Genomic DNA, 18,701 nt, shown 5'->3' with positions numbered 1-18,701 from the left:
TTCCGTTTTACTTGAAGGTGCATTTAATCCCGAAGTTGAAGGTTTTGGTCAGCGGATAAGAAGCGCCGCGGCCATCGCCCAGTTCTACGTCCCACAAATCAAATTTGCTGGCGGTCATCAGGTTGTACCCAATAAAATAGATGTTGAGGTCAGACATGCCCGGTGTTTCATCCAGTTATCGCGTACATTGTAGCTCAGCTGCAACGTCTGCAACCGCAGGAAGGAACCGTTCTTCGTCCACCAGTTACTGTTCACGTAGTTCATGTTGTCATTACCATAGGTCAACCTTGGATAGAAAGGCCGCTCTGCCTTGTTTTCAGGCGTCCAGCGATCGGTGATCACAGAGAGCAGGTTGCCTCTTTCGCCACCACGGCTGAAAGGCTGCAGGCCATCGCCGTTCAACTGGATATCTACATTGGAAATACCTTTGAACCAACCCGCGAGCGACCAGCCTTTCCAGCTGATGGTAGGCCCGAAACCGTACACGATCTCCGGGATGCTGCCGAAGCCGATAGGGCCCTGGTCGTAGGTATCAATCTTGCCATCGCCGTTAAAGTCTTTATAGCGGATGTCACCGGGACGGTTTACACCGGTCTGGTAAGCGGAGTTGTCGATTTCATGCTGCGACGTAAACAGGCCGAGGGCTTCGTAACCGAACCGTTGCCCCAGTTTACGGCCGATGCGTTGTTGCCAGGGATAAGGCCATGGCGCGTTGGCGTCGTTGATGATCATGGCGCGGTTCCGGTAAAGTTACCGCGGAAGCCGATCATCACGTCTTTTCCTACTTTCTTGTTTACCTCCAATGTTGCATCTACACCACGGTTGTGAATTTCACCCAGGTTAGCCCAGGGCAAAGTGCGCACACCGGCGTAGTTCGGCACATCGCCACGCTGGCGGAAAATGCCGGTACGCCGTTCGTTAAACAGGTCGGCCACAAGGGAAATATTGTTATCCCAGAAACGCGCTTCGATGCCCAGGTTGGATTTCTTGGCTTTTTCCCAGGTTACATCTACCGCGTAATCGCCGATATCCAGGCCGCCGATGTTGTTGTCGATGCCGTTGGCTCCGTAGGAATAACCGCCGTTGCCGCCTCCTACTGTAGAAATGTAGGCGAAACGACGGCCACCGATGTTACTGTTACCTACCAGGCCGTAAGAGAAGCGCAGTTTAAAAAACTGTATCGCGGATTTTACCGGCTCAAAGAAATTTTCTTCCGACATTACCCATCCTACACCATAAGACGGGAAGAAACCGAAGCGGGCGCCGGGCGCAAACGTTTCAGAACCGTTGTAACCGAAGTTCACTTCCGCCAGGTAACGATCGGCATAACCGTAAGTGGCCCTGCCGGCGAGGCCCATGTAACGATAGGGAATGGAACCGATGAAGTCGCCGGCGAAAGCGTCTTCGCGGTCGGACTGGTTAAAGAGCACCATGCCGCTTACCGCGTGGTTACCGAATTTATTGCTGTAATTGATCGCAGCTTCCGTATAAAACTGGCGGGTTCCGCCGTTGGAGCGGTTGTACCCGAGATAGGCGGTACCGATCGTTGTTTGTTCCAGCTGCAGGTTGCCGTCCGCATCGCGGCCGGTAGCCAGGTAGCCGTCTACCGTTTTCGTACGGCTGATGGTGTGGCTGTTGTAGTTATCGAAGCTGAACATACCCGTCACGTTCAGGCCTTTTACCCAAAAGCCGAGGTCCTGCGACAGGCGGATATTGCTCCACAACTGGCTCTTAAACTCGCTTACATAACCCGTTTGCGTAAGCAGGGTGTAAGGGTTGGATACGTCCGCGGTGCGGATCTGCGAGTGCAAACCGTTGGAGTACTTCACCGGGATCAGGATCGGGGGCAGTGTGTAGGCCGACGACCAGATGGACGTAGCCGAGTTACCGGGGAAGTTACCATTGCTGATCCAGCCGGAGGCGCCGAAATCTACCTTGGTAGTAGGTGTCAGGTTCAGGCCGAGGTTAGAAGTAAAATTGTAACGGGTGAATTTCACCGAGTTGTCATAATCGGCCAGCTTATCACTTTTATACATGCCGCTCTCGTCGTAGTAACCCACGGAGAGGTAATAATTTGCTTTCTCAGATCCACCGTTTGCGTTTACGCGTGCACGGCGGTTTTGTCCGCTCTTATTAAAGAGGGTGTTGATCCAGTCTACATTTGGATACAGTTCCGGATCGGTTCCATCCTGTGTTAACTTGATGCGCTCATCGGAGTACTTGGGCAGTGTTTCATTGGGGTTGCTGCTCAGGTAGGCTTCGTTGGCCATTTTCATATACGTAACGCCGTCCGCGAACTTGGGAATTTTCGTGAACTGCGTAATACCCTGGTCGTACTGCGCATTGATCAGCACCTTGCCGGGTTTACCCTGCTTGGTGGTAATGAGGATAACACCGTTCGCACCGCGCACACCGTATACCGCGGTAGCCGAAGCATCTTTCAGGATGCTGAAGCTGGCGATATCTTCCGGGTCTACGTTAGAAAAACTTCTTTCCACCCCATCTACCAGTACCAGCGGAGAGCTGTTGGTAAATGTAGAGATACCGCGGATATAGATTTCCGCGTTATCGTAACCCGGCTCGCCGCTACGTTGTACACCGATCATACCGGCCACGCGGCCCGCGATCAGGTTGGTGAGGTTGGCTACGGGTTGTTTCAGTTCTTCGGCACGGATGCTGCTTTGCGCACCGATCATACTGATTTTTTCTGCTGGCCGTAACCCACGATCACTACATCGTTCAGGTCCGTGGAGCGGTCCTGCAACGTTACGTTGATCTGTTTACGTTTCAGCACGGGCACTTCCTGCGGGATGAACCCCATGAACGTAAACACCAGTGTGCCCGTATCGGCGGGCAGCTTTAACGAGTAGCTGCCGTCTTCGGCAGACATGGTGGCGGTCATGGTGCCTTTCAGCTGGATGCTTACACCGATTAATGCAGCACCTTTACTGTCGCTTACCTTACCATTTACGGTGAAGGCAGCAGACTGGCGGGGCGCGGCGGGAGCAGCGAGGGCTTTTACCACGACCGTATTTTCGAACAGTTCGTAGGTGAGCGGTTGTTGCTCAAAACATTTGTCGAGCACAGCGGGAAGGGGTTGTTGATCTACAGAAATGCTGATTCTGCGGGCGTTGCCGAGCATTTTCACATCGTACACAAAATCGAGTTTGTACTGATCGTGTAACTTTTTAAACACCTCCTGCAACGAAGCATTTTTTACGTGGAGGCTTACCGGCTGGGAAAATGCCCGGGCGCTTACTTGCAGGAGCGATAGCAACAGCAGCGCGGACAACAGCTTGAGGCGCAACAGCAACCTTTTCATACGGAAATTTTTGTCACTCATTTGGCTGACTTGATTATTAATTAGAAGAAATCCGGAGGATGTACGCAGCTTCCCCGAACGGAACATTCATTTGTTCGCGGCATCTCTCCGTGTCATTTGTATCTTGCGTTTTGATAGCGGAATTTGTGCGTTATGGCATAACCAGAATTTTCTTACCCTGAATTTTAAAATGAACGGAGCCGGTTGTTTCAAGCGCTTTCAATACCAGCTTTATATCCTTGTTGTGAAATAGTCGCTCCAAAATGTTTATCCTCCAATCCCGGCGCAAACTCGATCTCCGCATCGTACCACCGCGCCACGCGGCGCATGATCGTTTTGATATCTTCATTTTCGAAGATGAACTGCCCGTCTTTCCAGGCTACCACGGCGGCAGTATTCACTTGCGCTATACGGAAGGCGGGAGATGTACCATTATACACGCCCTGTTGTCCTGGTTTTAACACCACTTCGTCCCCGGCATTAACCAGCTTAACGGCGCCATCCAGCAACGTGGAGCGGATGGCCGGTTCGTCGGAATAGGACATGATATTAAACGAGGTACCCAATACCTGCACCTGCATATCACCGGTAGCCACCTTAAACGGCTGCTGCGTGTTGGCGGCCACTTCGAAGTAGGCCTCGCCGCTAAGCTGCACCAGTCTTTCCTTACCCTCGAAGCGGGTGGGGAAGCGTAACATGGTGGCCGCGTTTAGCCATACCCGGGTGCCATCCGGCAGCGTAATGCGATATTTGCCACCGCGGGGCGTTTGCAGGGTATTATATTCAATGGATGCAGGCCGGTTATTCTCCTGCTGATAAGCCAGCTGGTTGCCTTTCAGCTTCACCACCTTTGCTCCTGCCCTGTTGGCGAGCTGCCCGTCTTCCGCATCTTCCAGCGAAATTTCACTGCCATCGCCTAATATGAGCGTGGCTTTTTCAGTACCAGGCGTTATTTGCTGCGCTTTCGCCACCGACTTCGCCGGCGACTCCTGCCGCCAGTACCATACGCCCGTACCCAGCAGCAGCAATACAGCTGCCGCGGCGGCGGTGCGATATAACAATTTGTACGAACGCTTCGGTTCGATCTGGCGATTGATCTCGGCCAGCATACGTGCGCTGATCCGGTCAAAATCCGCTACAGGCTGCGCATCTTCCTGGAAAGAGTTGCACCAGGCGTTGTAACGCGACAGATCTTCGTCCGAAGCCTCGCCAATTTCCACACGTGCTATTAGTGCCAACAGTTCATCCTGGTTCACAGACTTCATCTATTTACATTATAAGGGACATGAAAAGGCCCTACCCCCAAAGCAGGAAAAAATATTTTTTTAGAGGAGGGTAGACCAGAAATGCATTTTGCCCAGGGCCATGCGTAGTTTCCGTAGTACGATGGTCATCTGGTTCTCTACTGTTTTTTCGCTGATGCCCAGTTTAAGGGCAATTTCGCGGTTGGTAAGGTATTCGTTACGGCTTAAATTAAAGATACGGGCTGCCTTTTCGGGCAGGTTGGCAATGACGGCGCTAATGGCTTCCCGGAGTTGCTTTACCTCCGTGCTGTCGTCTGTAAATTCCCCATCGGGTACACGTTGCGCCAGGATTTCGGCGCGGCGGCGGCTGTTCTGAATGTAGCGGGTAAGCCGGTATTTGACCGCCATGCGCAGGTAAGGCCCCGGTTCGGACATTTCCAGGCGTTCGCGGTTCGTCCAGCACCACACGAAGATTTCCTGGATGGCATCGGCGCATTCATCCTCATTTTTAAGAACATTGAAGGCAAAATTGTAGAGACTTTCTGCGTATCGACGGTACAGCTCCTCGAAGGCAGCCCTGTTGTGCTGCCGGATGAGTAGGAGTAGTTCCTGGTCGCTGTAGTCGATTAGATTAGCCATTCACTGCGGTTGGTTGAACGAAAGTAGCGAAGATGGGGAGAATTAAAAGCGGGCGGGAGCAATGGGTTATGGAAAAACTTCATCAAATGGCCGGCATGATGGGTTCCCCAATATAAAATAATCCGCCTCCCGTACCACTCCGCCCCTGCCCGCTCCCTACCTTTACAGCATGGAACATCTACTCACCATCACCGCCGCAGCGCTCCGCAAAGCGGCATTAAACGAGGAAGCCAAACAATACATCCTTTTCAACAAACCGCTTTTTTATACCCTGAAGAAAGCCGCCGACCGCTATATTGGTGGCGAAACACTGGCAGAGAACATAGATAAGGCCATCGTTCAAAACAGCCAGGGGTTCAAATGCTCCATCGAGTTCATGGGCGAAAACACTGCTACAGTCGCGGAAGTACAGGCAGCTACGGCAGAATTCCTGTGCATTGTAGACAGCATTCATGACAACCTGCTACGCTGCACCGTATCGCTCGACCTGTCGCACATCGGCCTGGCGTTATCGCGCGGCTTTTGCCAGGAGAACCTACATGCGATCTGTGCGCGGGCCGCGAAATATAACATTGAAGTGATTATCAGTGCTGAGGGCACGGATAAAACGGACGACATATTACATGTGTACCAGGAGGCCGCTAAAACATTCTCTAACGTATCCATCACGTTGCAGGCCTACCTGTACCGCACGGCAGACGATTTTAAGGAGGTTCTCAAAAGTCCGGGCCGCATCCGCATGGTGAAGGGAGCTTTTGAAACGGCGCCGGGATTGTCTATGCCGCGGGGCAGTGCGTTGGACGAAGTATACCTGGGGTATGTTGATACGCTGCTGCGCGAGCAGCATTTGTGCGCCATTGCCACGCATCACGATTATATACAGCAGCAGGCGAAGCAGCTGGTGCGACAGCATCAGGCAGATAAAAGCCGTTATGAGTTCGAGAGCCTGTATGGCATACAGGGCGGGCAGCTGGCGCAATTGCGGGACGAAGGGCATCCTGCGAAAGTGTATTTCGTGTATGGGAAGGAGTGGTATTTGTATGTGTGTAACCGGATTGCGGAGCATCCGTTGAATTTGCTGGTGGCGATGAATGATATTGTTGGCGGGTGAGCCTAATCTTCCAATGATACCGTTATAGAAAAATCTCCGCCAGCATCCATAATTGTACATTGATCGAGGTCGATGCCATGGGCGTTGAGGAAATCACCGATGGGGCCAGCAATGGAAACATATTTCAAATCGATCCATTGCTGCTTCAGGTCCTCCCATGCTTCGTCGCCGAAATAGAAATCGAACCGTTGGGAGCCATCCTGGTTTTTTATCCGCTGTTGTACGATCGACAACAGGCGCTCATCATTTATCCTTTGGGAAAATGCCTCCATGATTCTTTTCCGTTCTGCCACTTCCAAACGGGGCACCGGTATAATATCGCTATCTCCTTTTTCCTGCCGGACAATCCTATCCACGATTACCCTGGCGAGACTATCATTGTACGATGACTCTACCGATTCGTTAATGGTCAGGTCTTCGTTTATCAGTAAATAATCAGCAAAATGCAAACTGTAGAACTCACGATCTCTTTTATCATAATAAAAAGACTCGGTGAGACTATGTAGTGGTTCCGAGAAAGCAGTCGTCAGCCAATCAAAAATATCTTCCTTCTTCATGCCCATAAGGTACATCATATTGATGAAACATCTAAGGTTCCGGCACCCTCTCTAGCTGCATCGCAATACGGTCCCCTTTCAACACACCCGAAAAAGTATAACTCCCCGGCTGCTCCCCCGCCACGAATTTCCCGGCGAAAGGCGCGTTGAATCCCGCGGGATAGCGCCATTTTACAGAAAGACTATCCGTCTTTTCATCAAAATAATAAGTACCGATGTAACGGCTATCATGGTGGTTAAACACCAGCACCAGATCGTCCTGTAAATCCATGTACAGCGTGGTGAGCACACTATCTTTTACACTTCGGGCAGCTGTGGGCATATCATTGATGATGAGATCGTGCACGCGGTACTTACCGGAGAACTGCGGATGCCTGTCCGGGAAGCGGTAACTGGCCAGCAGCAACAAAGGCAGCAATACCACCACAAGCATCGCCACTTTAGACTGACCGGCCACCACGTGCACCGTTTTAAAGAAGAATTGCACCAGCTGATCGTACGACTGCAGCAGCAAGTAAATCACGCAGATAAAAAGGAGGATCGCATGCACCAGCACAGCGGGGTGCAGGTGGTAAAACGTATCGATGAGCATGATATTGAGCAGCACCGGCACCATAATCACAAGGCCGAGCAGCCTTGTGCGGACGAACAACAGCATCCACGCGCTGGCCATCTGCGAAAGCGCTATGGCCACCGTAAAGGGATAAGATCTTCTGAAATAAGCCCAGGTGAGCGTTTCACTATCGAGGCTGTTAAAAGGGCGGTCCAGTTCGCCGAGCGGTACTACCATTTGCAGGTGAAAGATCTTCTGCCATCCAAATAAAGAGAAATCGAAGGCGAGCAAGTACAGGAGCAGCCCGTGAAACACGGAGAGGCGTGTACGACGAGAGCAGACCAAACAGCCCACGAGGAACAAGAGCGCAATACCGATTATCGCGGCGGCAGGCAGTAATCCCTGGGCGTGACGGGCCAGTACGCGATGAATGGTAGCGGCGCCCATTAAGCCTGTAAGCAGGGAAACCAGGAGCTTCTTTGAATATTTTACTTGTTCCATGGCAGTATTTTTTGATGAACAGGAACAAGATGCGGCACGCCTGTTTTTCCATAAACAACAAATGGGACCCACCACATGAGCGGATCCGGCTTTTACCATAGACAAACAACATTTTTAGGAAACGCCTTTCGCCAACACCAGCAGGCGATTGTCGGAAGCGTCTATTCTTAACTTCATGACTTCTTTATACCGCGGGTCGTTATAACAGGCCAGGGCGGCTTCGGCGGAAGGAAATTTCACGATGGCGTTCATCTGTTTCGGCGTGCCTTCAATGGGTGTGGCCGACAAATCGGCGGCCAGTACTTCGCCACCGTGTTCATTAATAAGCGGTACCGCGAGCGGCGGGTATTGCTGCCACATCTCCATGTTGTGGATATTGTAACTGATAATATAGTATACAGCCATGCTTATGAATTTAAACAGTAACATATCCTGGTGGAGTTATATTGTGATAACGCAACTGGAATGTCGCCTGGCCACGATGAAGTGTTACATGGATGCTTTTAATGAGGCCGTCGGAGCGCCTGCGACTATTTACCCACCGCTATCAGCTTCCACCTGCTGATCTCATTTTCCGTAATCATGCCGTCTCCATTTAAATCCTCTGATTCAAATGATGCTGTCTGGCTTGAAGCTATTTCCATTCGCATGTACCAAGGGGAGTTAAGGTATTTGATTAGATTAAATAACGGGGAGCCACGACTCCCCGTTACTATCGTTATTCTCCTATAGGAATCGGCATATCCACACCGGTTGCCGAAGCCACGCCAAAATTGGGCGAGCCGTCGGTGTTCCAGGTGAGCTTCTGCATCCTCGGCGCACGCTGACCATTGGTCGTTGCCGCCACGCTGCGCGCATGATAGATAAACCAGTTTTCATTTTTCACGACCCCATTGGGATCTGTGTACGAACTGGTAAAGAAGCCGTTGTGCCCGGGGCCATATACCCCGTTGCTGTCATTCCTGACAAACACTTGTTTCTTGTTGATCCAATCTGCCGGCACGGTAGGATCGCCGCCGGCTTTCAGTTGAATTTGCGCCAGGCAGTAGTTATCACTCGTATACCGGCTGGCCGAATAGATGATGAACACCGGGCTGCTCGCATCTTTCTGTAACATGATCGGTCCTTCGTTCACACCCGCGCCGATCGAGTTCGGTTCGTGCTTTTCCCAGGTGTTAGTGGGAGAAGAAATCTTCACCCTCGGGCCGCTGATCGTCCATGGATCGGACATGGTAGCCAGGTAAATGTACTGTTTGTACCTGCTGGCGGTACTCTCCCATCCCGACCAGATGAAATACATGTTGCTGCCGACGGTGAGTATCGATCCGTCGATCGCCCACTGATCGCTGGAGTCGAAGATCTTGCCTTTGAACGTCCACGTGCCGGTCATCGGATCGGCATTGGGATTTTCCAGTACGAACATGCGGTGTGAATCGCCGGTACCATCGTTGGCCGCAAAGTAGATGTACCATTTACCGGCCAGGAAGTGCAGCTCCGGCGCCCAGATGTTGGACGAATACGCCGTACCCGCAGGCGGCGTCCAGATCACCGACTCCGGCGCGTTGGCTAACAAAGACATAGAAGTCGTTTTCCGCAGGCCGATGTTGTTCCCCCTGGTGTACATAAAATAGTAGTAACCATCCTTCTGCGCCACAAAGGGATCCGGTCTGCTCGCATTGATCAGCGGATTCTGGAAATTGAGGTTGTGGAAGTTGAAGAGATGCTGGTTGCCGGTAACGGTGTCTTTCTGCCGTATTTTAGCACCCGGCGTGGTACTTTGCGGGTCCAGGGCCATCTTCATGCCCGTGGCTTTGTTGGTGAGCGAAAACACGTTGTTACTGCCCGAATACGTGATCGCCCAGGCCTGGTCATCGCTGCCATCGTCTGTTGCCTGTTGCAGAATATCCCCCGACACGGCCGAAGGCGATTCCGTGCATTTGTTGCTGGTCACGTTGATCAGTTTGTAATACGTGGCGTCGATCTTTACCAGGCGCCATCTTTGGCCGTTGTTCGGAAACCACCACCATTGCTGGATCTTCTGGTTCTCTGCCGTAGAGTTACCGGTGACTTCGACCACCGGACCGGCGGGTGCGGATGAGGTGACGCCGCGGATGCGGTACGTGGCGCCATCGATCAGGGTGCCGAACGGTGGGGCGGCGGCAAGGTTTACATCATCCAGTTTTAATTTTTCCTTTGTTTCCTTTTTACAGGAAATGGCCATCAGCGACAGGATGGCGATGAATAAAGTGTTTTTCATAACGGAGTTTAAGGTGCTACAATTCACTGACGTGGGTGGGAATTGTAACGGGGTTTGGAATTGAGTTAACTGAGGGAATAAGATAGGGAAATTAGTTTGATATTTTTCATAATAGTTATGCAGGTATAAAAAGCCCGGCGTTTACGGATTCCCGTAAAATAGCACCAAACCGCAGCGCTATTTTTGAATCGCAATATCACCTCAACCTATACGGCGATAAAGCAAAGAACCTTAAACCCAAAAATAAGTATGGCAATCAACTTACAAAAAGTCACCCTGGAAAAAACAGGCGACTCCCACGTTATCGATCTCTCCAAAAAAACCGATAGCATCACGCAGGAAATCAACATTAACCTGAACTGGTCGAAGGGCACTAAGAAAGGACTATTCGGCACTATTTTCGGAGGAAGCGACATTGACCTTGACCTCGGCTGTTTTTACGAACTGAATAATGGAGAAAAGAATGTAATCGACGGACTGCAATTTGCCCAGGGCCGCGGAGGCGCCAGGGACCGACACACCAAACAAGGCCGCTATACCGGTACGCCATGGATATGGCACACGGGCGACGACCGGGGCGCAGCCGCCGGGTCGGGCGAAAATATTATCGTAAATCCAAAAGGCTTGCAGGAGTTGAAACGCATCGTTGTTTATTGCTTTATCTATCAAGGTGCTGCCAACTGGCACGAATCTAACGCAACGGTGACCGTTAGCGTGCCCGGCAGCGCCGAAATTGAAGTACAAATGGGCAAACAGTCCAGTATCTATAATTTCTGCGCCATTGCCGAAATACGCTTCTCCGGCAACACTATCGATGTGAGAAAACTGGTGTCCTTCCACCGCAGCCACGCCGAATGCGACAAAGCCTACAAATGGGGGTTTACATGGGGAGCGGGTTCGAAATAGACGACACCGTCTGCCATTTTTCGTTTGATATGTGGCTGACCCTGATCCGCTCCAACCCCTTGTTCAAGCCTAAAAGAGATGCATTGTTCAAATCTTTCTTTGCGATCCGGGAACCTGTTGAAAAAGTAGCGCAGGTAATACGGCAACATGACCTGTTTGCCAATAAAACCAGCGAAATCACCGGGCGTCATGTTTACGCAAATCAGTTGTATTGTCTGGCGTTGCACGACCTGGGCATCAACGTTGCAGAGCTCACACAGCAAAAGCTAAACGAGTTTCAGGCGGAAGCGGATGAACTGTTCATGAAATACAAACCCGTACTCATAGATAGCGACATTCACCGCTTTTTCAAGGCAATAAAAAACCAGGGAAAAACGATCAGCATCCTGAGTAATACAGCTTTTATCAGCGGTGCAGTGCTGAGGCAACTGCTCGAGCACCACGAATTGTCCACTTTCTTTTCCTTTCAGCTGTATTCCGACGAAACCGGCTTCGCCAAACCGGATTTTGCCGCATTCCATCTTGTATTCCGGCATGCTGCCGCCATCCGCCCGTTGAGCAAATCAGCTATTCTCCATATAGGTGACAATCCTGCGGCAGATTACCGGGGCGCCATCAATTATGGATTTAAGGCTATGTTAATATAAAGAAATATGCACCTAAAATATAGTCTTCACAAAATCGATAACGCATACAATGCTCCATTTTCCGCGCTGGAATACAGCCGCTTTAAATTCGGGCAGACGTGTTATGCGGAGAAGTTTGCAAAGGAATTATTTGATGGATTTATCGAAAAGCATGCAGACCTTATCCTCTCGCACCAGGATATAGTGCTGCTCCCCAGCCCGTATTACGCTATTCCTACCGCATCTAATTTTCTTTGCGCATACTTCAAAAGCACCTGAACAAGTTCCTGTTTGCGCAGCAACGACCGGCGTGCAAAGAGAATAAAATATACCGGCAGCAGACCTATGTAGAGGACTATGGCAATATGGACTATGCGCAGCGGGTACAGTTAATTTCCAACGACACCTACTACCTAGACCGACACTTCATTTCCGGCAAACTTTGCATTTTCCTGGACGATATTAAAATCACCGGCAGCCATGAGTACACGGTCAAAAAGATACTGTCGCAATACGATGTAAGCGGGCAATTTTTTTTTCTGTATTTCGCAGAACTCATAAACCCTGCCATTCATCCCCGTATAGAAAATTACTATAACTACTTCGACGTAAAAACAACACGCGACATTATTCGCATCATGAACAGCGGGAGCTTCCGGTTCAATACACGCATCGTGAAATACATACTGCTGCTGGACACGGCGGCATTTACCGGAGTAATAACCAACATCAGCCGGAGAAAACGCAGCGAGCTGCTGGATCTTGCGATCAGCAACAACTACCATCAAATAAAAACTATCAGCAAAACATTTCACTATTAAAAACAGAAAAATCATGTCAATTAATCTGATCAAAGGCCAAAGACAAAGCCTGCAGGCCCCCGCGTTTACCGTAGGACTTGGTTGGGACGCAAACAGTTCTGCTACCGGCAACGCATTCGACCTCGACGCTTCCGCTTTTATTTTAGGAGAGAATGGCAAACTGTTATCTGAACGGCACTTCGTGTTTTACAACAACCTGCATTCTCCCAACGATTCCATCGTACATACAGGTGACAACCTCTTTGGCGACGCGGAAGGGGACGACGAGCAACTCATCGTAGACCTGTCCAAAATCGACTCGAATGCCAGCGAAATATGTATTGTGATCACCATTCACGACGCAGCCTCCCGCAACCAGAATTTTGGACAGGTAAGAAATTCATTCATCCGCATCTTCGATTCAAACACCCGGGAAGAACTGCTTAAATATGAGCTGGAAGAGGACTTCTCCATCGAAACCGCTGTAGAATTCGGCCGGATCTACAAAAAAAATGGCGAATGGAAGTTTGAAGCAGTAGGCTCCGGCATGAAAGGCGGCCTGCAGGATTACCTGAACAAATTCAACTAAAAAACTGCTGTAATATGAGAAGACTCCCAGTATACCTGCTGTTAGACACCTCCGGCTCCATGACCGGGGAACCAATTGAAGCGGTAAAAAACGGCGTGCAGATGATGATACACTCACTCCGCCAAAACCCACAAGCCCTTGAAACCGCCTTTGTCAGCATCATCACATTTGACAGCTCCGCCAGGCAGGTGATTCCGCTGACAGACCTGGCCTCTTTCCAGATGGTGGACCTGAAAGCCACTGGTGTAACCGCCATGGGCGGAGCATTGGACCTGCTGGCCGACAAACTCCAACAGGAAGTAGCCAGACAACCCCGGAACAGAAAGGCGACTGGAAACCACTGGTATTTATCATGACAGATGGCATACCTACAGACGATTGGAAACCGGGATACAACAAACTTAAGACCGTGAACAACGGACTGATCGTAGGTTGTGCCGCCGGTCATGGCGCCGACGACACTGTGCTGAAACAGATCACCTCCTCCGTGGTAAGGCTGGACAATGCCGATTCAGAAAGCATCTCCAAATTCTTCCAATGGGTAACCGCTTCTATATCTACTTCCTCTACCAAGGTGGAAGAATCCGGAAAAGAAGTGACCGGCCTTGAACAGCTGCCTCCTCCTCCATCGGAGTTAGTCATAATCGCTTAGCCATGACCAGAAGATTACTCGTTTACTTCCTGCTGGATACGTCCGGCTCTATGCACGGGGAGCCTATACAAGCGCTGAACAACGGATTTAATGGCCTGATCAGTATGCTGAGGGGCGATCCGCAGGCCATGGACTCCCTGCACTTATCGGTCGTCACGTTCGACAAAGACGTTAAAAACATTGTTCCGCTTACCGACCTGGCCAGTTTTCAGCCGCTTGAAATCAAATGCCCCGAAAGCGGCCCTACTCATACGGGGCAGGCGCTGGAAATGCTTTGCGGCCTCGTACAACGGGAACTAGTAAAGGGATCTGCGGAGCGAAAGGGTGACTGGCGGCCGCTCCTTTTTGTATTCACCGATGGTAAACCTTCGGACTTGCAGTTGTACCGCAGCGCTATAACTAAAGTTAAGGCACTGGACTTCGGGCTGATCGTGGGCTGCGCTGCCGGTCCCAAAGCGGAAACCAGCTTCCTCAAAGAGCTGACCAACGAAGTGGTGAGGCTGGATACTACCGACGCCAATACGCTGACTACCTTTTTCAAATGGGTAAGTTCCTCTATTGAAATGGGAAGCAAATCGAAGGGCACCGGTGAAGTAGCCGTACTGCCTCCCCTACCCGGTGAGGTAATCATCGTGGTATAAAAAAATAACTATGAAACGATTCCCCGTATATCTGCTGGTTCGGCTGTTAAGGCTGCTCCTTAAAAAAAGGTAATATTCTAATTAAGACCAGGACCATGGTAGAACTATTCTTAAAACAACTGCTGACGGAATTTAACATCGTATCCGGCAAATTCACGGACAATACTATTGCCCGCCTGTTGCACAATGCGAAAATCAATGAACTGACCAAAGCTGTTGCGGCGGCAAAGAAGCAGGCAATCGACATTTTTCATTTGTATAAAGAAACGGAAGAATTTAAAGATGCCGCTATCGTACTGCCAAATGCTGTTTCCGGGAAGCAGTATGAACACCTGTTCGATTTATCCCTTTTCCCCAATATTAACGTTAAAAAGATCCGGCAACTCGATAAATCAGGACTGTCGTTTGATCCCGCTTCCGCTGCCATCTCCGGCGTGCCTACTTCCGCTCTTACGCTTGATTTGCAACTGGCATTTACCTGCGGGCAGGGCGAGGCGCAGATAGAAGATATTAAAGTCATTCCCTTTATTGTGAATGCCGACCCCAAAGACCTGTGGCTGAATAAACCAAGCAACAAAAATGACCTTTTTGCGAAAGAAGACAGTGATAAATACGCCGGGGCATTCCTAGACAAACATGTTGTAGTAGCCTCCCAGCGCGGACGGTCGCATGCGCACGAAGGTTCGTTCCGGGACGATCATTTTTACACTCGTAAGCTGCCACTGGACTGGGAAATTATTGCCGTGGCGGATGGCGCTGGATCTGCAAAGTTCTCCCGGCAAGGCTCCAAAATAGCCACCACATTTATTGCCGACAGCTTTAATGAGGAAACGCTTATGAAAGAGCTGTGCGACCGCTGCACCGATTACTTCAGCACCATACCGGAAAAAGATCCCACGCCGGAAGAAGCGGTATTAAAGCATAAATCGGCCATCATCAATATCCTATACAAATCCGTCAGGAACCTGCATGCGGTGCTGAACGACTTCGCCCGCCAGGAGGCCATACAGCTGAAAGACCTTAATACCACCCTGATTTTCGCGCTGGTCAGGAAATTCGATAGCGGGTATGTTGTACTCACATTCGGCGTTGGTGACTGCCCGGTTAACATCATCACCGACAGCCCCGACGAAGTAAAACTGCTTAACCAGCTTGACATTGGCGAATTTGGTGGCGGCACCCGGTTTATCACCATGCCCGAAATTTTCACCAATGACATCGCCGGCCGCTTCGCCATCAACAGGTTTACAGACTTCTCCCAGCTCGTATTAATGACCGATGGCATCTACGATCCAAAGTTCGTGACGGAAAATAAACTGGAGGACAAGTCAGCATGGGATACCTTCTTTGCCGACCTCGGCGGTGGGAACGAAGACAACATCAATGTTGACTTTTCAAGGCATGAAGGTATTGAAGACCGGCTATTGTCGTGGCTAAACTTCTGGAGCAAAGGCAATCATGATGACAGAACGCTTGCTATAATTTACTAACCTATGCCAACAGTAAAAGTTACCTCTATTATTGATGCTTCCCGGTGTTACGAGTACGTGGACAATGGCGTTCCCAAACAGGGAGGCGTGAAAGACGTGTACTTTTCGCCCGACAGGAAGTACGTGGTCGCCTTTTTCAGAACGCCACTGGATTTTAACCAGAAGGACCGGATCAGGCGCATCGTTACCCTTTACCTGGATAATATCAAAAAGGGAATGCCGCTGATTACTTCCTGCAGGACATTTACCGGTGGCCATATGATGCCGTGGAGCGCGATGGGAAAACAGGGGTGATCGTTCCCGTTTATGATTCCCGGTTTTTCTTCCGGAAAGGTTACGGCGCCAATGATAATATCAGGGGTGGCGAAAAAGTGGGTAAATGGTTTACAGCGCCCTCTTTCAGAAACCGGCAATACCCGCTGTCGCTCGACAGTACGGAGCTGGGCGACTGGCTCAGTTACTTCCAGATTGCTATCAGCATTTGCAGGGGCGTAAAAAAATGCACCAGATGGGGCTGGCCCACTCCGATCTTTCGTACAATAATGTGCTGGTAGACCCGGTAACCAAATCTGCCAACATCATAGACCTGGACGGCCTCGTTGTTCCCGGCCTGTTTCCCCCGGAAGTAATTGGCACGGCCGATTTTATTGCCCCCGAGGTGCTGCGCACCAAACACCTGAACCTGTCTGACCCCGGTCGTATCCTGCCCAATCAACGGACCGACCTGCATGCGCTGGCCGTACTGATTTATATGTACCTCTTACGGCGGCATCCGTTGCGTGGGGGCAAAATATGGGATATGGATGCGGAAAAAGACGAGCTGATGGCCATGGGAGAAAAAGCACTATTTGTAGAACATCCCGGTGATAAAACAAATAAAGTAAAAACAGATCAGTTGCGCAAATGGGACACGTTCTGGGGCAACCCCGATAAAATCCCCTATACCATTACCGGCCCATATTTATCAGACTTGTTCCGGCGCGCGTTTATCGACGGTCTTCATAACCCTATGCTACGCCCGATCGCCAACGAGTGGGAAACAGCCCTACTGAAAACCGTAGACCTGGTACAACCTTGCAGCAACCCTTCCTGCGAAGAAAAATGGTACGTATTTGACAACACATCCAAGCCTGCCTGCCCATTCTGCGGCACCCCGAACAAAGGCAGCCTTCCCATAGTTGACCTCTACTACAAGTTCAAAGACGATGTCTGGAAGCCCGAAGGGCATCGCCTGATGATTTACCACCATCAATACCTGTTTAAATGGCATGTTTCCAGGAAGGTGGTCAGGAACGAAAGCACGGGGCCAGAAGACAAAAAGCCGGTAGGCTATTTCGCCTTTCATCAAAATAAATGGGTACTGGTTAACCTGACGCTAGACGGTATGAAAGACCTCGTTACCCGCCAGGAAATTCCCCGCAACGCCATGTTGGAACTGACCAGCGGAGGCCAGATTTTACTATCGGATGAAGAAGGCGGAAGATTGCTGTACATCACTATTACCAATCAATAATCAAATAAAATGGAACAAACTATTTTACAACTGCATCCTGGCCTTGCATGGATTTTTGCAGCAACGATTTTCATTATGCTGATGCTGGACCTCGGCCTTTTTCACAAAAAAGCCATGTTGTATCATCGAAAGAAGCGCTGACTTGGTCTATCGTCTGGATCAGCCTGGCTATGATCTTCTCCGGTGTTGTATACTGGGTATTTAGACAGGACAGCGGCAGCATGGCCCTGGAAAAGTTTACACAGTTCCAGACGGCTTACTGGATCGAGAAGGCCTTGTCTGTAGACAACCTTTTCGTATTCATTCTCGTATTTTCCTATTTTAAAGTTCCCCGGGAACTGCACCACCGCGTGTTATTCTGGGGCATCCTGGGCGCCCTGTTATTTCGCGCCATATTCATATTTGCGGGTGTCGGGCTTATTAACGTCACCTACCTTAATCCCCTGCTGGAGCTTGCTGGTGCCCAGCCGCTCCTATGGGACATTAACCTTGTATTGACGGCATTCGGGCTTTTCCTCGTATATGCAGGTATTAAATCCTGGGGCAAAGGAGACGAAGACGAAGATGACGACTTCAGCAAATCAGCAGGCGCCAGGCTCGTACACCGGCTTTATAAAGTGAGCGACAACTACGACGGTGGAAAATTTTTCACCATAAAAAATGGAATGAAGGTAGCGACACCGCTGCTGGTGGTGGTCGCTGTTATCGAATTCACAGACGTGTTGTTCGCGGTAGATTCTATTCCCGCAATTTTCGCCATTTCAAAAGACCCGTTCATTCTCTACACTTCCAATATTTTCGCGATACTGGGATTACGTTCCCTTTATTTCCTGCTATCTAATTTCATTCATATGTTCAGCAAACTGCCTTACGGCCTATCCATCATTTTAACCTTTATTGGTTTGAAGATGGTTATTTCTCCCTGGTTTCATATACCGTCACCGGTGTCATTAGGCGTGGTAGTTGGGGTGCTGGTATTGTCGGTACTGGTATCGCTCGTATTTCGTGAGCGGGAGGTTGTGCATGAATAGTGATCGCGTTGCTTACAGATTATTCAATATCTTAAATATCTCCTGCTCTATAAAACCGGTAAATGCACAAAATTCGGCGAGGTCACGAAGTCTTCCTTTCGTTTTCCCACAACCCTACGGATCTTTACCAGGAGGCGTTGGGCACTACGAAGAATCAGCAGATTTACCATTGTTATCAGTTTATCTTTTACCGGGTCCATCGCGGAGGGCTTCTGCTTATAGACGGCGGTATACATGAGAGGAGTCCATAAGACCGTATCAGTTTCAGA

At 50.1% G+C, this 18,701-nt stretch carries 23 protein-coding genes and 1 pseudogene; 14 read left to right on the top strand and 10 right to left on the bottom strand.

What is annotated here, in order from left to right; translation table 11 throughout:
* Positions 1 to 7: 7 nt before the first annotated feature.
* The 6 genes from MKQ70_RS02845 to MKQ70_RS02820 form a co-directional block, all read right to left on the bottom strand.
* Positions 8 to 157, bottom strand: coding sequence for a hypothetical protein (locus tag MKQ70_RS02845; RefSeq protein WP_248067701.1), 150 nt, complete (start codon positions 155 to 157; stop codon positions 8 to 10).
* Positions 118 to 732 (bottom strand): hypothetical protein, encoded by a 615-nt coding sequence (locus MKQ70_RS02840; RefSeq protein ID WP_248067698.1) that lies wholly within the window; start codon positions 730 to 732, stop codon positions 118 to 120. Before MKQ70_RS02840 ends, MKQ70_RS02845 begins: the two co-directional genes overlap by 40 nt.
* Positions 729 to 2,696 (bottom strand): SusC/RagA family TonB-linked outer membrane protein, encoded by a 1,968-nt coding sequence (locus MKQ70_RS02835; protein WP_248067696.1) that lies wholly within the window; start codon positions 2,694 to 2,696, stop codon positions 729 to 731. The genes MKQ70_RS02840 and MKQ70_RS02835 overlap by 4 nt, the downstream gene beginning before the upstream one ends.
* On the bottom strand, positions 2,693 to 3,322 hold the full coding sequence (locus MKQ70_RS02830; RefSeq protein WP_248067693.1) for an STN domain-containing protein: 630 nt from the start codon (positions 3,320 to 3,322) through the stop codon (positions 2,693 to 2,695). Before MKQ70_RS02830 ends, MKQ70_RS02835 begins: the two co-directional genes overlap by 4 nt.
* A 209-nt stretch (positions 3,323 to 3,531) precedes the next feature.
* Positions 3,532 to 4,578, bottom strand: a complete 1,047-nt coding sequence (locus tag MKQ70_RS02825) for a FecR family protein (protein WP_248067690.1) — start codon at positions 4,576 to 4,578, stop codon at positions 3,532 to 3,534.
* 69 nt (positions 4,579 to 4,647) lie between these two features.
* On the bottom strand, positions 4,648 to 5,205 hold the full coding sequence (locus MKQ70_RS02820; RefSeq protein ID WP_248067685.1) for a sigma-70 family RNA polymerase sigma factor: 558 nt from the start codon (positions 5,203 to 5,205) through the stop codon (positions 4,648 to 4,650).
* A gap of 169 nt (positions 5,206 to 5,374) precedes the next feature.
* On the opposite strand from MKQ70_RS02820, the gene MKQ70_RS02815 reads away from it, so the two are divergent.
* Complete coding sequence (locus tag MKQ70_RS02815) at positions 5,375 to 6,316, top strand: proline dehydrogenase family protein (RefSeq protein WP_248067682.1); 942 nt, start codon at positions 5,375 to 5,377, stop codon at positions 6,314 to 6,316.
* Positions 6,317 to 6,318: 2 nt separating this feature from the next.
* On the opposite strand, the gene MKQ70_RS02810 is transcribed toward MKQ70_RS02815, so the two are convergent.
* The 4 genes from MKQ70_RS02810 to MKQ70_RS02795 all read right to left on the bottom strand — a co-directional run bounded on the left by MKQ70_RS02810 (position 6,319) and on the right by MKQ70_RS02795 (position 10,184).
* Positions 6,319 to 6,879, bottom strand: coding sequence for a hypothetical protein (locus MKQ70_RS02810; protein WP_248067679.1), 561 nt, complete (start codon positions 6,877 to 6,879; stop codon positions 6,319 to 6,321).
* Between the two features lie 25 nt (positions 6,880 to 6,904).
* Positions 6,905 to 7,927: a hypothetical protein gene (locus MKQ70_RS02805; RefSeq protein ID WP_248067677.1), complete on the bottom strand. Its 1,023-nt coding sequence runs from the start codon at positions 7,925 to 7,927 to the stop codon at positions 6,905 to 6,907.
* 114 nt (positions 7,928 to 8,041) lie between these two features.
* Positions 8,042 to 8,332, bottom strand: coding sequence for a DUF1330 domain-containing protein (locus MKQ70_RS02800; protein ID WP_248067674.1), 291 nt, complete (start codon positions 8,330 to 8,332; stop codon positions 8,042 to 8,044).
* Positions 8,333 to 8,645: 313 nt separating this feature from the next.
* Positions 8,646 to 10,184 (bottom strand): family 43 glycosylhydrolase, encoded by a 1,539-nt coding sequence (locus tag MKQ70_RS02795; RefSeq protein WP_248067671.1) that lies wholly within the window; start codon positions 10,182 to 10,184, stop codon positions 8,646 to 8,648.
* A 249-nt stretch (positions 10,185 to 10,433) separates the two neighbouring features.
* Between MKQ70_RS02795 and MKQ70_RS02790 the strand changes: the two genes are divergently transcribed.
* From MKQ70_RS02790 to MKQ70_RS02730, 13 genes and pseudogenes are all read left to right on the top strand, one after another.
* On the top strand, positions 10,434 to 11,090 hold the full coding sequence (locus tag MKQ70_RS02790; protein WP_248067660.1) for a hypothetical protein: 657 nt from the start codon (positions 10,434 to 10,436) through the stop codon (positions 11,088 to 11,090).
* A complete protein-coding gene (locus tag MKQ70_RS02785) occupies positions 11,069 to 11,737 on the top strand; it encodes an HAD family hydrolase (RefSeq protein ID WP_248067658.1) in 669 nt (222 codons plus the stop codon). The genes MKQ70_RS02790 and MKQ70_RS02785 overlap by 22 nt, the downstream gene beginning before the upstream one ends.
* Positions 11,738 to 11,743: 6 nt before the next feature.
* Positions 11,744 to 12,537, top strand: a pseudogene (locus MKQ70_RS02775) (phosphoribosyltransferase family protein).
* 13 nt (positions 12,538 to 12,550) lie between these two features.
* Complete coding sequence (locus tag MKQ70_RS02770; protein WP_248067651.1) at positions 12,551 to 13,105, top strand: TerD family protein; 555 nt, start codon at positions 12,551 to 12,553, stop codon at positions 13,103 to 13,105.
* A 14-nt stretch (positions 13,106 to 13,119) separates the two neighbouring features.
* The gene (locus MKQ70_RS02765) at positions 13,120 to 13,461 is read left to right on the top strand and encodes a vWA domain-containing protein (RefSeq protein ID WP_248067648.1); all 342 of its coding nucleotides are present in this window, start codon (positions 13,120 to 13,122) and stop codon (positions 13,459 to 13,461) included.
* On the top strand, positions 13,458 to 13,757 hold the full coding sequence (locus MKQ70_RS02760; RefSeq protein ID WP_248067645.1) for a vWA domain-containing protein: 300 nt from the start codon (positions 13,458 to 13,460) through the stop codon (positions 13,755 to 13,757). Before MKQ70_RS02765 ends, MKQ70_RS02760 begins: the two co-directional genes overlap by 4 nt.
* A 2-nt stretch (positions 13,758 to 13,759) precedes the next feature.
* Complete coding sequence (locus MKQ70_RS02755; RefSeq protein ID WP_248067642.1) at positions 13,760 to 14,398, top strand: vWA domain-containing protein; 639 nt, start codon at positions 13,760 to 13,762, stop codon at positions 14,396 to 14,398.
* 95 nt (positions 14,399 to 14,493) lie between these two features.
* The gene (locus tag MKQ70_RS02750) at positions 14,494 to 15,888 is read left to right on the top strand and encodes a PP2C family serine/threonine-protein phosphatase (protein ID WP_248067640.1); all 1,395 of its coding nucleotides are present in this window, start codon (positions 14,494 to 14,496) and stop codon (positions 15,886 to 15,888) included.
* A 3-nt stretch (positions 15,889 to 15,891) separates the two neighbouring features.
* A complete protein-coding gene (locus tag MKQ70_RS02745; RefSeq protein ID WP_248067637.1) occupies positions 15,892 to 16,182 on the top strand; it encodes a hypothetical protein in 291 nt (96 codons plus the stop codon).
* The gene (locus MKQ70_RS02740) at positions 16,179 to 16,442 is read left to right on the top strand and encodes a hypothetical protein (protein ID WP_248067634.1); all 264 of its coding nucleotides are present in this window, start codon (positions 16,179 to 16,181) and stop codon (positions 16,440 to 16,442) included. Before MKQ70_RS02745 ends, MKQ70_RS02740 begins: the two co-directional genes overlap by 4 nt.
* The gene (locus MKQ70_RS02735; protein ID WP_248067630.1) at positions 16,397 to 17,401 is read left to right on the top strand and encodes a helix-hairpin-helix domain-containing protein; all 1,005 of its coding nucleotides are present in this window, start codon (positions 16,397 to 16,399) and stop codon (positions 17,399 to 17,401) included. The genes MKQ70_RS02740 and MKQ70_RS02735 overlap by 46 nt, the downstream gene beginning before the upstream one ends.
* A 9-nt stretch (positions 17,402 to 17,410) precedes the next feature.
* A complete protein-coding gene (locus tag MKQ70_RS37445) occupies positions 17,411 to 17,542 on the top strand; it encodes a hypothetical protein (protein ID WP_282457977.1) in 132 nt (43 codons plus the stop codon).
* Entirely contained in the window at positions 17,539 to 18,432 is an 894-nt protein-coding gene (locus MKQ70_RS02730; RefSeq protein ID WP_248080970.1) for a TerC/Alx family metal homeostasis membrane protein, read from the top strand. Before MKQ70_RS37445 ends, MKQ70_RS02730 begins: the two co-directional genes overlap by 4 nt.
* The last annotated feature ends 269 nt before the right edge of the window (positions 18,433 to 18,701 follow it).

It is taken from the genome of Chitinophaga sedimenti (assembly GCF_023156195.1).
GTDB classification, from domain to species: domain Bacteria; phylum Bacteroidota; class Bacteroidia; order Chitinophagales; family Chitinophagaceae; genus Chitinophaga; species Chitinophaga sedimenti.
Note: the sequence above shows the minus strand (reverse complement) of the source record. Positions and strands in the feature narration are given on the sequence as shown.